Source organism: Atopobium fossor DSM 15642 (assembly GCF_000483125.1).
GTDB classification, from domain to species: domain Bacteria; phylum Actinomycetota; class Coriobacteriia; order Coriobacteriales; family Atopobiaceae; genus Atopobium; species Atopobium fossor.
Genome location: NZ_AXXR01000003.1, coordinates 274,173 through 289,297, shown reverse-complemented (window position 1 = coordinate 289,297; position 15,125 = coordinate 274,173). Strand labels below are relative to the sequence as shown.

Genomic DNA, 15,125 nt, shown 5'->3' with positions numbered 1-15,125 from the left:
ACATGAGTAGTTAGTACACACAAGCGAGCTGTTGGAAGTAAAACCAGCAGCTCGCTTTTCTTATGCGCGTGCGGCAAGTAACGTTTGCATGGCTTCGCACCAACCATCGGTAGATGGCAAGTTAGATACAAACGCGTTGTCGTGCTTAGCCAACTCGGCATACGCATCATCATGTTCAAAGCCATTTTTCATAAAAAGAAAGGTGCCAACAAAGTCTGCCATTTCACAGTCTGCGGGTGAATCACCAGCTGCGAGCATTTGGTCCTTCTCTATATGCATGAGCTTGGCAAATTGTGCAATACCAGAGCCTTTGGTAAGACCATGAGGCATGATGTGATAGGTGTGGATGCCTTGAGGATGTTCCATGGTTATGCCTTTAAGCGTGGTACTGCCGTTTATGCGCTTAACAAGGCCATTGTCTGCAAGGTAAAGCGGCAACGAACAGCTGTCGAGTATGGCTTGCACCTCAGATGCTTCCACACTTCCACGTAAAGCTACACTTACTTCGCGGTATTCAAAACCTACGTAGTTATCGTGGTAGGTTTCCAGCTTACCGGGGTAGCGTGCAATAAGCTCATCCACAATACCTGTCTCACAAATAAGATCATGTGGGGTCTTAAGGGAGGTATGCTTGTAGGGCATATCACCGGTAAAGTAAGTCCATTCGGGTTGGCTGCCACTCTTGGTACAAATAAGTCCACCCATTTCTGCGATCCATGCCCTAAAACTCAAAATGCGTGCATCCTCAAAGGTCATAGCACGATTGCGCCCAGATACAGGCACTACTTCAATTCCTGCATTACGCAGGTCAACTAGGGTTTTGATGAGTTGGGTGCTGGGTAGTTTAGAACTGTTTTGTACGGCGGAGGCTCCTGTAAGCATTGTCCCGTCTAGGTCTGTCATAACATAGCGGATTTTTGCTAAGCGTGCTCTTTCCTGTGTGCTCAAAGGAATGGTGGGAAAGGCTGGTGTAGTGTGCGTGGGATGTGGTGTGCCAGAGTTGCTCATCTAAGACCTTCTGAGTTGGGTGTGTTATATAGGGCCATGGCTTGCGCAAATACATCGCCGTCGGGTGTCATAGGAATAAATTCATTGCCCAGGTGCATTTCTACCTCATCGCCCTTGGCAAGTAAGCAGATAATGCTGTCTTGCTCCTCGTTTTGGGCTACCTGTACTGCGCGTTGGATGGCGGCAGTACGGTCAGGTATGACTTCGTATGCAACTCCACAAGGCGTGTGAGCTGCCATTTCTGCACAGATTTTCTCGGTAGGCTCATTCCAGGGGTCCTCAGAGGTGTAAATGCTAAGGTCACACCATTTGGCAGCTTCTTCGGGTAATTCCTTGCGGCGCTCAAAGGCTTTGCCACCAGCACAACCATATACAGCAATAATCTTGCGGCCTGCAAACTCCTTTTTTACGGATGAGAAAAATTTTTGGAATGACAGGCGGTTGTGAGCATAGTCAATTAAACCTACAACATGCTTGGTAGAAGCAGGAGAGATTTCCATATGTCCAGGCACATGGCAGTTAGCTAAGCCATCACAAATTTCTTGCTTGCTGTAGCCCATGTGCTGAGCCATGCCAATGGCACACAGTGCATTATCCACATTAAAAAGCCCCGCCATGCTTAATAACACAGTGTCTGTCCATTGAGGGGTATGACATATAAAACGTATGCTTCCAAAGCTCGGTGCAATAGCTTCTGCCCAAATACTAGGAGCAAGGGCGTGTGTGCTGCCGTTAGCAGAGGTATAACTGTGGGCAGCGGGTCCTTGTGCGCTAAAGCCTGTGAGCTTCTGTACGTTTGACGCTGCATCCAATACGCGATCAAGCTGGTCTGTTTCTAGATTAATAACAGCGTTGTTAGTGAGCGAGAAGAGCTTGAGCTTGCTAGTAAAGTAGTCTTCAAAATCTGCGTGCTCGTTAGGAGAGATGTGGTCGCGACCAATATTAAGCCAGCCTGCAACGCTGAGGTGTAAGCCTAGCACGCGATCATACTTAAGAGCTTGGCTGGATACTTCCATAATCATAGGACTATGGTTAGATGTTTTGGCGTTAGCAAGATGACGCCACAAATCTGGTGCCTCAGGCGTGGTATTGTGGCTTTCTTCCCGCTCGATGCCATCATAAGTTTCTATAGACCCCATAATTGAGGTACGGGAGTAGGGGGTACCCTTATCGCAAATGCTGCGTAACATGTAGGCTACGGTGGACTTTCCCTTAGTGCCCGTTATACCAGCAATGTTAATGTCTTGGTCTGGGCTGCCCCAGGCAGCAGCAGAGACATAGGCCATGGCACGACGTACGTCATTAACCACTAAAGCAGGTACGTTGGGAGCAAGAGGAGCAAGCTCGTTGAACTTTTGTGCAGTACAGAGGTAAGCAACGGCACCCGAGGCCAAGGCAGATTGCAAGAACTGTGGCTTAAAGGCAGCGCCCTTACAAATAAAAAGGTTGCCTGCACGTACAGCACGAGAATCGCTGGCAGCACCAAAGATGGATAGAGGCGTTGTGGAGGAGCTTGGCGTAGCCTGCTCGAGCAGGTCATACTGTGCAAGGAGGCTAGCCAACTCTGCAAAGGTTAGTGTGTTCATAGTTGTAAGTATACGAATTGTTTGTATATGCTGCATGAAGGTAAAGGGAGTTTAATGGGACTTCAACAAAATTGTGGAGGAATGTAAAATAATTTTGCATGTGGCTCGCGTTTTATGGTAAGATTCTCTCCGCATTCGGGCGATTGGCGCAGCGGCTAGCGCAGGTGCCTTACACGCACAAGGTCGGGGGTTCAAATCCCTCATCGCCCACCATTTACATGTCTCGAGCCCGGTAGCTAAGCTATTGGGCTCGTTTGCTATTTGGGGGTACTGGTATGTTGCAGCCTAGTTTGCCCATTGGTGTATTTGATTCGGGTCTTGGTGGTCTTACCGTTGCGCGTGCGCTATCGGATTGCCTGCCGGATGAGTCCATTTGGTATGTGGGAGATACTAAACGTTGTCCGTATGGTCCGCGAAGCCAGGATGAAGTGCGTACATTTGCGCTACAAGTGGGTAAATGGCTTGCAAAGCATGATATTAAGCTCATGGTGATTGCTTGTAATACTGCTACAGCTGCTGCCTTTCATACTCTGCAAAAAGAGCTTCCCGTTCCCGTTATTGGTGTTATAGAGCCAGGAGCTCGTGCAGCCATTATGGCTTCTCGGTCGCGCAAAATTGGTGTGCTTGCTACGCAAGGTACTGTTGCTTCCAATTCTTACGTTCATGCCCTGCATTTTTTGGATGTCGGTGTTGAGGTTACACAGTGTGCGGCTCCGCGCTTTGTGCAAAAGGTAGAAGACGAGCTGGCTAATGGAGGGCATTTGCATCAAGACTGGAAGCAAAATCCAGAAATTTTTGATACGCCTCAGGTGCATGCCATGGTGCAAAAAGATGTAACTCCCCTCATGAATAAAGGTATTGATACAGTCGTGTTAGGCTGCACGCATTTCCCGCTGCTATCCACTCAAATTCAGGCGGCATGTGCAGATGGCGTGCGTATTGTTAATCCTGCGGAAGAGACTGCACGAGAGGTAAAAGAAACACTTAAACGACGTGGCTTACTGGCAGGGATGCATGATGCAACACGTGGGGTGCATGCCGAGCCTACCTATAGGTTTGCAACTACTTCTGATGACATTACCTCTTTTGCGGTGGCTGGAAAGTTTGTTTTTGGTCATGATTTGGATTCTGTTGAACATATCGAGCTTTCTGAGCTCGAGACGCTCTAGGAGATTGTTGTGGTAGATAGCTTTAAGCGCTCGTATGGACGCACATCAGATCAAATGCGTCCTGTAACCCTTACGCGCGATGTCATGAAAAATGCCCAAGGTTCTTGTATGGCGGAGTTTGGTGATACACGCGTGCTGTGCAGTGCCACTATTGAACAGTCGGTTCCCAAATGGCGCATGAACTCAAGAGCCGGCTGGGTTACGGCAGAATATGCCATGCTTCCTGCTTCTACCAACAGGCGTACTGCTCGTGAGTATAAGGGCCGTAAGGGTCGCTCTATGGAGATTGAGCGTCTGATTGGTCGCAGTTTGCGTACGGTTGTAGACATGCGCGCTCTGGGAGAGATTACCGTTACGGTAGATTGTGATGTTATTCAGGCAGATGGTGGTACCAGGACAGCTTCTATCACGGGTGCGTGGGTTGCTTTACACGATGCTCTTATGGCGTGGGTTGAGAAGGGCAATATAGCGCGTTTACCCCTTACGGATCAGGTAGCTGCGGTGTCTATGGGCAAGGTGGATAGTAAGTTGTTGCTCGACCTAGACTACTCAGAGGATTCTTGTGCGCAGGTAGATATGAACCTTGTTGGTACGAGCAAGGGTGGCATTATTGAGCTACAGGGTACAGGTGAGCAAACACCGTTTAATCGCGATGAGCTTACTGGTCTGCTTGATATGGGCCAAGCTGGTATTACCCAGCTTCTAGAGCTGCAAAATAAGGTAACTAATTTTAGGAATTAAAGGGAAGTAAGGACTGGCATGACTATAGACATCTTGGATCTTGATCCACAAAAAACTGTTGTGGTGGCAACGGGCAATGCTCATAAGGTAGTAGAAATTGAGGCCATTTTGAGTGAAGTCTTGCCTGGTGTACGTTTTGTTGCTCTGGGCGAGCTAGGAGATTTTCCTGAGCCTGTAGAAGATGGAGATACCTTTACTGCCAACGCACTCATTAAGGCGCGTGCTGCTTTAGAACAAACGGGTTTGTCGGCAATTGCCGATGACTCTGGTTTGGTAGTGGACGCATTAGACGGAGCGCCTGGTATTTACAGCGCTCGTTATGCGGGCAATCATGGTAACGATGAAGCAAATAACAATAAGCTTCTGAGCGAGCTTACCTTTGTGGATGAGGATAAGCGCACGGCACACTTCCACTCCAGCGTGGTATTTGTAAAGAAGGATGGCACGGTGCTGGTGGGTGAGGGCAACTGTCCTGGCAAGATTGGTTATGCACCTAAGGGCAAGAATGGCTTTGGCTATGACCCTCTGTTTTTGCCTGAAGCTCTGCAAGGTATGACTATGGCGCAGCTGACGCCCGAGCAGAAGAACAGCATTTCTCATCGTTTTTATGCACTTAAGGATTTGGCTTCTCAACTTTAATATGTTGTAAGTACGCGCATTGTGTCATGATGTGAGCGTATGTTTTTTGATGGCTGGTTATTTAGTATCTCAGCACCTGGTAAAGGAGTGCGTAATGAAGATTATCCCTGCTAAGGACTATCAGGATATGAGCCGTAAGGCAGCAAATATTATTTCTGCCCAGGTAATTCTTAAACCCGAATCTGTGATTGGCCTTGCTACGGGCACAACTCCTATTGGTGCTTACAGTCAACTTATTGAGTGGTACAAGAAAGGTGACGTAGACTTTTCTCAGATGCGTACCTATAACCTCGATGAGTATCGTGGACTTGAGCACGATGACCCTCAAAGTTATCACTACTTCATGAACGACAAGTTCTTTAATCACATCAATATTGATCCCAACAATGTGCATGTTCCCGATGGTGCTAACCCTAATATCGAGGAAGCATGCACCACTTACGATGACATGATTGAAGAGGCGGGTTTTTGCGATTTGCAGTTGTTAGGCATTGGCAATAATGGCCACATTGGTTTTAATGAGCCCGATACGGTTTTTTCCAAGGGTACGCACTGTGTAGATCTTACTGAGTCCACTATTCAGGCCAATTCTCGTCTATTCGAGAAAGCCGATGATGTACCTCGTCAGGCGTATACCATGGGTGTTCAAACCATTATGATGGCTCGCTCCATTTTGGTTGTAGCAAGCGGTGCTGCTAAAGCAGAGGCAGTATATGACATGTGCTTTGGTCCTGTTACTCCTCAGGTTCCTGCTTCCATTTTGCAATTGCATACCAACTGTGTTGTAGTTGTAGATGAGGAGGCTTTGGCACGCTGCCCGCGCTAAGGTGCTGCTTTGTACCTTCCTTGTGTAGAGAGGAGTTGAGTCTAATATGCTCCACGATGATGCAACTGTATCGAGCGTTCCAAACACCTCGAATGACTCGCAGCCTCTAACACCTTGGTTTGATAAGGCTACTCGTGTTGCATTTGTCTTTTTACTGGGTGGATGTATTGGCTGGTTGTACGAAGTCTTTATTTGTGCACCACTCAATGGTGTACCTATAGACCTTGGCCATGGCGGTTTAGGTATTCCTTTTTTGATGATATATGCGGTAGGTTCTGTAGTGATTGAACTTGCTTTTGGTCTGGGACGTCCACAGCCACATGCGTATATCCAGTTTTTAGAGTCCACCATTTTAGCAACAGCTTTGGAATATGCTTCGGGTCTTACCATGCTACATCTATTGCAGGTGCAAACATGGGATTATCGGATTCCTGGCTGGGATTTTCTTGTTACATCCGATGGGCTTATTTGTTTGCGTGCATCGCTTACTTTTGGTGTATTTGGTTTGTTGCAGTTGCGTGGTGTTTCTCGTTTATATGAGTATGTAGCTCGTAAAAACTTCCGAACATTAGCAGTTGTTATCTGGGTTTTGGTTGCAGTTGTGGTGTTAGCCCTGCTTAATGCCTTTGTTTTTCATGTCATAGATACGGGCGGTACCTGGCATTAGCAAGTACATCCTCAAAAGTAAGGCCCCGACAAATTAAGTGGCATACATCTAAGAAGAATAAAGCAAATATAAAAAGGCCAACCTATTGCTAGGCTGGCCTTATTGCTCTTGCTCTGTGTAACGTCTTTGAACGTTACGAGCGCATGCGACGAACCTTTACTGCAACAGCTGTGAGTACACAGCAGATGCCAAAAGTAACGGGTAGTGCGCTTAGACTAGCATCTCCGGTCTTGGGGAGCATATGTCCGCTGCGTACGCCATACGTACCGTGGTTGTTGGATGTACCTCCCGCAGTGTTTCCTCTGGTAAAGGGAGCATTATGATGACTGTGCGGACTATTGGGCGTAGCCAAAACGTTGATGGCAAACTCCATGTCACGCGTATGGCCAAAGTCATCGCTTATGCGTACCTTTATGACCTTCTCACCTGGTGTTGTATCAAGAGCTTCTAACAACTCAGCGTGATGGCCTTCAGTAAGCTCCAAGAGCGCTTCTACGCCCGTAAGCTCATTGGCATAGAAGCTTGTCTTCTTAAGACGGGCATCCAGCTGAGGAAGGATGCGTACTTCGTATTCAACCTCGTTGTACGAGCCTCGTCCGCCAGCGTTGCCCGCTTGGTAAAGACGAACCTTAAGCTTCTTATTGCCGGGCTGAGCTATCTCAAGTTTTTGCACCAGAGTAGCTCCCATACCTGCGGGCAAGTCAATAAGGTCACTGATAGAGCTTAGCTCACTGGGCAGATATGCCTTCTTTTTAAGAGGAGCTTTGAGTGAGCTATCGTGTGCCAACTCGCTGTCTTGCAAGATATGAATAGCAAAGGGCTTAGTTGTTTCATGACCATATTTGTCAACGAGCTTGATATATACCGTGGTATCAGGCTTGCTGGTATCAACATCACCTACAAATGATGCTTGTACGCCATCGGGAAGCTGTAGCATCTTTGCTGGATCGGTAAGCTCCGAGACATCAAACGCATTTTTGATAAGTTTAACGTCATCAAAATTAGCTGCAGGCGCATTGCCAACCTGAGCGGTTTTCTCGGTAACATTACCTGCCTTATCGCGTGCTACGGCTTGGATGTAGAAGTTGTCATCACCTGGTGCCGTACGGTAGTCGCTTAGTGGTGTATCGCTCAAATAGGTTTTACCGTTAACCTTGATGCTGGTTTCAAGCTGGGAGTTGTCGTTATTATCGCTAAACTCCGTCTTTAGTTTGGAGTCGGGCGTAAGTTCACCACCATCGGCAGCTTCAAGCACCACCTTTGGCGCTTCCTGGTCAAGCTTAACCTTAAGTTTTAGCCACATAGTGTTACCAGCAGTATCTTTGGCACTTACATGAATAATGTCTTCGGGCTGCGCGTCTAGGATGTGAGTGAAGGCTTTGCCCTGCTCACCAAACTGACCGAGCCTGTGCCAGCTGTCTACCTCATTGCCGTTAATTTCTAGCTGCCAGCCATCGAGGTTATCATTGATGTGGCCCTTAAGCTCCAGCTTTGAGGTGTTGGTGTACGCTTCGGCAAAGTAATCATCGTCATCATCGTCAAGGAATACTAGGTTTGTATCATCAAACTTGACCTGAGGAAGCTCGGTGTCAACAAACAGATGGAAACCCTTGTCAAAAATAAGATGCTCTTTGCCCTGCGCATCGGTTTCGTACACCTTTACGTTAATGGAGTTTGTTCCATCAGCAAGGTGCAGCTGCCCGCTTACATGTGCGCTATCGCTGTCGTCGCCACGCCTCAAGTCAAGGCTACTGAGGGGCTTATAGCGGTCGCTGATGTTATGAGTCTTGTTGTAATGAACGTTTACATTGTTCATCTCGGCGCGCTGATTTTTGCCAATATTAACGCCTGTGTCATACCAAAGTTTTGTTGGATCATTGTCGTCAACATGCACGCCATTGCCTAAGCCAGCACGGTATTTATCAATAACCATGCCGTTGGAAATGGCTACATCATTGGCAGATTCAAACTTATCGCTCTCATCATCAGAAGTGTCGTCATCCTCGTCTTCAAGATCATCATCTTCATCATGTGCATGAGCATGATGCGGCACCACAAATGAGTCGCTGTGTACCACATGGTCATCCGCGTCATAAAGCTTGAGGCTTATCTTTGGAGAGCCTGGGGTAAGTGCACTTAAATCTACGGTAAAGCTACCATCTGCTGTCTGGCTGGTGGTTATTTGTGTTCCGTCAGCATCGGTGACTTCGATTTTCTTAATGTCTTTATCAACGGTAAGATGCAGTTTATTGGTTTTACCCTGCTGCACGTCACTTAGATTTGTAAGACGGAAGTGAGCCTTGGAAACACTGGTCTCAAAGGGTTTGGCAGGGTTGCCTGCGCAGTCCATAGCTTCAATACGCAGCGTACCTTCACTTAAGGTAGAAGGATTTACTCCACGCACTTCCCAGTGCTTATCGTCAAGGCGGACAGTTTCAAGCTTGTTGCCATCGAGTGTTGCGCCAACATGCCAAATAGCATTTTCATCGCTCAGTTCTACAGATGCGGTGTGTGCATCCTTGTTAATCGTAACCTGCATGGTTGGAGCTTTACTGTCAACCTTAATGGGAATATAGGTGGTTTGGTAGTCTTCCGCAGAGGTGGTACGTGCTTTAATGCGGAAATAATACTGCCCGTCGGAAACAGTAACAAAGTCGTTTGTTTTAGGATCGTATACCTTACCTTCCCACTTTCCAAGCGGATCAGGCACGTTATATCCATTGCCATCGTAGTAGCGAGCTTCGCTCTCAAAGTATTTTGTTCCAAAATGTCCATGTCGCAGCGTGCGAATGGCAGGCGCATCTTCTTTTTCTTCTTTTACAACGGCTATTTCGTAATCCTCGGCTGTACGAAGGAATACCAACAGGGGTACCACATTACGAATACAGGTTGATCCGGCATTAATACCAGCGGTACTCAAGGCAAAGAGCTGGGGATCAGAGACGGTAGCGCCAGTCATACGACCTAAGGGTAGGTAGTTTCTTGTGTCGTGGTCATCACCGGGCTGCTCGTTGTACAGCGTTACCAACCCTGTTTTGTTTCCTTGTTCCCACTGTGGACGATCAAGAACATCTTCTTTGCCCCAGTCACCCTTAAAGCCCATGTAAGGGATGGTAAGGTCTGGTTGGTTACTATTGGAAGAAATGAGGCGCACATAACCCTCGACAAACTCATCTTGAGCCTGTCCTGTATCCAGATGAAGCTTTATTTGTGCCATACCACCAGCGGCGATCTCTACCGAGTCATCGCCAGTAAGACTTGCACCATCAATACGGTATTCATGCATAACATGCGAGGTGAAGGTATTTCCTTCGTTTTCGCGCTCGCGATCGATAAGACGCTCACCTAGTGGAGTGCCCTTGTCAATGGTAAAGCTTTGCGTGGTCTTACCAAGATTGTGAAGGGTAATGACAAAATCAGTAGTCTGTCCAATTTCATGAAGCTCTGCGGCAGGTTTATTCTCGCAAGTCGCAATAACCTCAGTTGCAAGAGCTCGGTCAAGGTTTGCGAGACCAGCACCTTGACGACGGACGGAATAATAGAGCTCTGTTCCAGACGCTTCTTTAAGTTCGCGGTCAATAAGGGGAGCAGAGGTATTCATGAGCAGGGTTTTTGTAAGGTCAACATTGGTGAGCTTACTGGCACCGTTTAGCTCCTTGACGCGCTGAGCCAATACCGTTGCCATGCCTGCAACATGGGGGGAGGACATTGAAGTGCCCGACATAATAACATGACTACCATGGTTGCCTGTGGACAAAATATCTTCACCGGGAGCAACAAGATCTGGTTTGATGGAAAGATTTGCTCCAGGTCCCACACTGCTAAAGCCAGATATGCCGGTAGCATCCTTCACTTCAAAGAGTTTATCGTCAGCTCCAAACAAGAAGGTACAGGTCTCGCCCTTCTCGGCCTTTGCACGTAAATGATCTTGTGCAGTGGATGGAACGCTTACAACCCACGCATGGCCAGTAATGTCAAAGTGCTCATATCCAATAATGGGATGGGTATCAAAATTACCCAAGCTTAAACCGGCAGGTGCATTGAGCACTACTACACCAGCAGCTTTCCTGGTAGTAAAGCGATTAATCTTTGTTTTAAGAGATTCTCCGCCGCGCACCAAAATGACAACCTTGCCCGTAAGATCCTTCAGATCTTCTCGGTCAGCGATATCTTTTTCCATACCTGTTCCGGCATATACAAGTGGGAAAGAAACCTCTTGAGAAGGGATGTATTTGTCGTTATGACGATTAACACTTCCCATGGGGTATTCGGTGCCATCAATAGTAAGAGGCTTGGTGGTAATGGCAGTGTTGTAGGCAGAACCTACGCCAATAACCTTAGGATGTGCAGCAACAGAAACCATAGTGGAGCTGTCTCGCACGCCAAGCTCGTTGTCGCTGTATTTATCATCGGTGTTGGTAGAGCCAGACGAAGCATAGTTTCCTACAGCTGCAACAATTACTACGTTTTTCTTTGTAGTGCGTTCAACAACTTCGGACCAAATATCTCCGTCCATACCTGAGCCTGGTTTGCCTACGCTCAAGCTAATGATGTCCGCTCCATGTTCAACGGCATCGTCCATGGCATCAAAAACAGCGTCATCACCAACAAACTCCCTTTCCTCCTCATGAGTAACGGGAGCGTCGGTAAAGACTTTGTAGGCAAGGAGCTGCGCATTAGGAGCAACACCTTCGGTACCCTTATCGTCTTTGGGATTTCCTGCCAAGATGCCTGCAATGTGCATGCCGTGAGGCTTTGCATTGTCATCAATAAGATTGGTATCACCACTCATATAGTTAAAACCCCAGGGGATTTTTTCCGTAAAGTGCTCGTGATCAAAATCTTTTATCTTTGCAGAAGCTTTAGCGTCATCATCAAGGCGCATTTCGGGACTTGTTATATCAACGCCCGAGTCGATAGTGGCAATAACCATGCCACGGCCGTCAAGATTGCCATAACGCTCTGCATGCTTTTTTCGAGCCTCGATAACACCAGAGAGCTCTTTTGCATTAATCATTTGTGGCTCAATGGGGCGGCTCAGCTCAACTTTTTGTACGCATGCAAGGGACTGCACATATTCCATATGCTCGGGTGCAATATCAAACGAGAATCCCTGCAAGATGGTTGTGTATTCACGACAAATTTGTACGGTAGGGATTTTGTTAAGTTCATCGCGCAGTTCACTGAGTTTGCCTGGTTTACATTCTGCAACAAGGCGAATACGCGTTTTTTCTTTATTGCTAAAGAGGTCTACGCGGGAGTTGTCTATAAATTCCCTCAAAATGGGATAGTTTTCTTGCTCTGTACTCTGCTTTTTGCCATCCGGAGTGCTTTGTGATGCATCAACCCTTGTGCTCTGTGATGGTAGAGCCTGTGCCAAGGGTACTCCCATACTATTGATGAGAAGTACGGCACTCATAAAAAATGCCAGCAATGATCTTTTTCTCATTCACCCACCTTCTTTCTGAGTTGCAAAAAAGTATGTGCAACTCGCTTGTCTGCGCTATTCACTTTGCATACATGTTGAATCCGCGTGTATTGCATGCACGATTGGCGTATGTCCTAAAGACATGGATCCAATCATCTAGGTTAAGTTAGTTAAGGGTAACACTAAATTTTATTTTGTGAACGGTGTTATAAATTTTATAAACGGTGTTATAAATTTTGTGAACGGTGGTAGGGAGTCAAAAAAATGCGTCATAAAAATACCACAGGTTGTACAGCTGTGTAAGCCTGGGGTAGTCGTATCAATGTGATTAAAGTACAGGTAAAAGTATATGATATAAGCAATAGCGTAGATAGTACGAGTAAAATTCTAGTGCAAAATAGTAAATTCCTTGGGATATGAGTTTAAAATTTCACAGCCGTCTTTGGTAACAATGAGCAGGTCTTCAATACGTACGCCTACCTTACCAGGGATGTAAATGCCAGGCTCAATCGAGAAGATCTGGCCTGCTTGTACGGGTTCGTCATGAGTGGAAGAAACATCACCAGGCTCGTGGTCTACCAGACCAATTTGATGGCCTAAACGGTGGGTAAAGTACTCGCCCCAGCCCTGAGCAGCAATGACGTCGCGAGCTGCTTTGTCAATTTCTGCAAAGGTCACACCAGGCCTGACAATTGCCTCTGCTGCTTCGTTTGCCTTACGTACCGTTTCGTATACACGGTAAGAAAGATCATCAGGCTCGATGTTTTTCTCGCCAGCAAACCAGAAGGTACGTGTCATATCAGAGCAGTAATCATCCTGTTTGCAACCCACATCAAACAGAACAATTTGGCCGTCTTGCAAAACGGTGTTATCGGGCTCGTGGTGTGGATCTGCTGCATTTGCGCCAAAACTCACAATGGGGTCAAACGAGTGATCTTGTGCACCCAAACGGCGATACTCGCCCAGCAGGCGCTCTGCAATGCTCAGCTCTGTAACACCAGCTTTTACCTGAGAACGAAGCCACTCCATGGCTTTATCGTTTGTGGTAGAAGCTACGCGCATAGCCTGTTTTTCCGCTTCGTCTTTGATGGACCGCGCATCGTCTACAGCGCTCGATGCCAGCACATAGTTTGCAGCTGCTTTTGAGTCCATAAGAGGGAGCAGCCACTTAGCAACCAACTCTTTATCTATGCCAAGTGTCTGGTCATGCAGGCAGTGTTGGGCAAGCAGTGGAATAGGATTGTCCGTATCATCAAATAAGACAATGTTGTTGCAGGCATCAGACGCATCTGGGAACAAACGATTGCAAAACATGAGGGGATTCTCGCCAGCTACCAGCAGCAAGCCAAAAAAGCGCTCCATGGGCATGGTGTAATAGCCCGACAGCCATTTAATGGACATGGGATCACAAATAAACATCTGCTTAAGCCCGCGCGCCTCCAAATTTGTCATTACGCGTGCTACACGAGCATCATTCATGGACATCCTTTCTGTAAGTTAGCTACGGCAATCTTACCCGTTTATCCAAAATGCGTACCGTTAGAAGGTCTGTTTAATTAGTGGGCGGGTTGAGGTCTATTAAACAGCCTAGTATCATTCATCTTTGGCTCATTATGATTATTCTCACATATCCGCAGTTAGGCGGACTTGGAGGTTTTTATGGAAAACGAGATGCCCCCCGCAAACAGGGTAGACCTGATTCGCGAGAAGCTCGAGGAGTTGCAGGGTCAGCGTTTGCGCGTGCGTGCAAACCTGGGTCGCAGCCGTATTGTCGAGCGCGCGGGTGTGCTCGTAGGCGTTCACCCATCTTTGTTTATCGTTGAGGTTGAGGAGCGTCGCGGTCGCACGGCTCGTCAATCCTATCAATATGTAGATGTTCTTACGGGCACGGTTGAGTTGTACGACAGCGATACGGGCGAGAAAATCTTCGACTTTGTAATCGAAGAATAAAGCATACGTTATTCATCGTACGACATCAAAACATAACTCGCATGACAGACGATACATATCCTGGTCAGTTGCGCTATGCTGCGCCTGCAAAAATTAATCTCTATTTAGGTGTCCACGAGGGACGCGATGCGCGCGGTTACCATACGGTAGATTCCGTTATGGCAGCCATAGATTTTTGTGACATCGTGACCGTTGCTCCTGCGTCTGAGCTTTCCATTGCGTGTACTCCAGACGTGGACTATGCGGATTCATCCAATACCTGTTGGCGAGCTGCTGTTGCCATGGGCAGGGCGTTTGGATTTGAGCCCAATTACGCCATTCACGTGCACAAAAACATTCCCTCACAAGCCGGTTTGGGTGGCTCTTCATCCGATGCCGTAGCTACTATTTTGGCCTTGTGCGAGTTTAATCACATTGATCCTGCGTCCGATAAGGTCGTGGAGGTTGCACGCTCTATTGGTGCAGACGTACCTTTTTTCCTACGCGGTATTCCATGTTATTTGGACGGTGCGGGAGATACCTTACGTGAAGAATTTGATGCTATGGAAGATGTGTCCGTGGCTTTGGTACGTCCTGCGGGCTTTGTGGGTGTTTCGACGCCCGAGGCCTATGCAGCTTTTGATGCTACTCCTGTCCCTGTGGGGGATTTGCAGGCGGTGCGTGAGGCGCTGCGTTCTAATAGGCACGATGCTCTGTGTGCAGCTATGGACAACAACCTTGGTCCCATTGCCTGTCAGTTGGTGCCCGCTGTTGCCTCCAGTATACAGTGGCTTAGGGAGCAAAACGGTGTGCTTGCTGCATTGGTAACGGGTTCGGGCAGCAGTTCGTTTGCTTTGTGTGAGTCTCACGAGGCAGCTCAACAAATCGCACAAGATGCACAGGCTCGCGGGTTCGATGGGCTTGCTACACGCATTATTAATCATGGCCCGCAAAGGATATAATTATCTGTTAGCATAACCTTGCTATTCATCGGGTTGTGGCTCAGCTTGGTAGAGCGCTCGGTTCGGGACCGAGAGGTCGTGCGTTCAAATCGCATCAACCCGACCAGTAACTGTTTAAGGCCATCGCATGTGCGGTGGCTTTTTTGTTAAGTTTACGCAGCTGTCTTGTT

Annotated in this window: 11 protein-coding genes and 2 tRNA genes; 9 read left to right on the top strand and 4 right to left on the bottom strand. The window is 47.5% G+C overall.

Annotated elements, in window-relative coordinates:
- Positions 1-60: 60 nt before the first annotated feature.
- Entirely contained in the window at positions 61-1,008 is a 948-nt protein-coding gene (locus G469_RS0101410; RefSeq protein ID WP_028263525.1) for an HAD family hydrolase, read from the bottom strand.
- On the bottom strand, positions 1,005-2,594 hold the full coding sequence (locus G469_RS07970; RefSeq protein ID WP_245579098.1) for a Mur ligase family protein: 1,590 nt from the start codon (positions 2,592-2,594) through the stop codon (positions 1,005-1,007). The genes G469_RS0101410 and G469_RS07970 overlap by 4 nt, the downstream gene beginning before the upstream one ends.
- A 137-nt stretch (positions 2,595-2,731) precedes the next feature.
- On the opposite strand from G469_RS07970, the gene G469_RS0101400 reads away from it, so the two are divergent.
- The 6 genes from G469_RS0101400 (at position 2,732) to G469_RS0101375 (ending at position 6,636) form a co-directional block, all read left to right on the top strand.
- Positions 2,732-2,807: transfer RNA gene (locus G469_RS0101400), tRNA-Val, on the top strand.
- A 62-nt stretch (positions 2,808-2,869) separates the two neighbouring features.
- A complete protein-coding gene (gene murI, locus G469_RS0101395; RefSeq protein ID WP_028263524.1) occupies positions 2,870-3,763 on the top strand; it encodes a glutamate racemase in 894 nt (297 codons plus the stop codon).
- Between the two features lie 9 nt (positions 3,764-3,772).
- Positions 3,773-4,504, top strand: coding sequence for a ribonuclease PH (gene rph, locus G469_RS0101390; protein ID WP_281171028.1), 732 nt, complete (start codon positions 3,773-3,775; stop codon positions 4,502-4,504).
- A gap of 18 nt (positions 4,505-4,522) precedes the next feature.
- Positions 4,523-5,143 (top strand): RdgB/HAM1 family non-canonical purine NTP pyrophosphatase, encoded by a 621-nt coding sequence (rdgB, locus tag G469_RS0101385; protein ID WP_028263522.1) that lies wholly within the window; start codon positions 4,523-4,525, stop codon positions 5,141-5,143.
- 94 nt (positions 5,144-5,237) lie between these two features.
- Positions 5,238-5,969, top strand: a complete 732-nt coding sequence (nagB, locus tag G469_RS0101380) for a glucosamine-6-phosphate deaminase (RefSeq protein WP_028263521.1) — start codon at positions 5,238-5,240, stop codon at positions 5,967-5,969.
- Between the two features lie 46 nt (positions 5,970-6,015).
- Entirely contained in the window at positions 6,016-6,636 is a 621-nt protein-coding gene (locus G469_RS0101375) for a putative ABC transporter permease (RefSeq protein WP_028263520.1), read from the top strand.
- Between the two features lie 133 nt (positions 6,637-6,769).
- On the opposite strand, the gene G469_RS0101370 is transcribed toward G469_RS0101375, so the two are convergent.
- Positions 6,770-12,085, bottom strand: a complete 5,316-nt coding sequence (locus G469_RS0101370; RefSeq protein ID WP_028263519.1) for a S8 family serine peptidase — start codon at positions 12,083-12,085, stop codon at positions 6,770-6,772.
- A 366-nt stretch (positions 12,086-12,451) separates the two neighbouring features.
- Entirely contained in the window at positions 12,452-13,543 is a 1,092-nt protein-coding gene (locus tag G469_RS0101365; protein ID WP_028263518.1) for a M24 family metallopeptidase, read from the bottom strand.
- 180 nt (positions 13,544-13,723) lie between these two features.
- On the opposite strand from G469_RS0101365, the gene G469_RS0101360 reads away from it, so the two are divergent.
- The 3 genes from G469_RS0101360 to G469_RS0101350 all read left to right on the top strand — a co-directional run bounded on the left by G469_RS0101360 (position 13,724) and on the right by G469_RS0101350 (position 15,061).
- Positions 13,724-14,014 carry a Veg family protein gene (locus tag G469_RS0101360; protein ID WP_028263517.1) on the top strand — a complete coding sequence of 97 codons (291 nt, stop codon included), beginning with the start codon at positions 13,724-13,726 and terminating at the stop codon, positions 14,012-14,014.
- Positions 14,015-14,055: 41 nt separating this feature from the next.
- On the top strand, positions 14,056-14,955 hold the full coding sequence (locus G469_RS07965; RefSeq protein ID WP_245579097.1) for a 4-(cytidine 5'-diphospho)-2-C-methyl-D-erythritol kinase: 900 nt from the start codon (positions 14,056-14,058) through the stop codon (positions 14,953-14,955).
- A 29-nt stretch (positions 14,956-14,984) separates the two neighbouring features.
- Positions 14,985-15,061: transfer RNA gene (locus G469_RS0101350), tRNA-Pro, on the top strand.
- Positions 15,062-15,125: the final 64 nt, after the last annotated feature.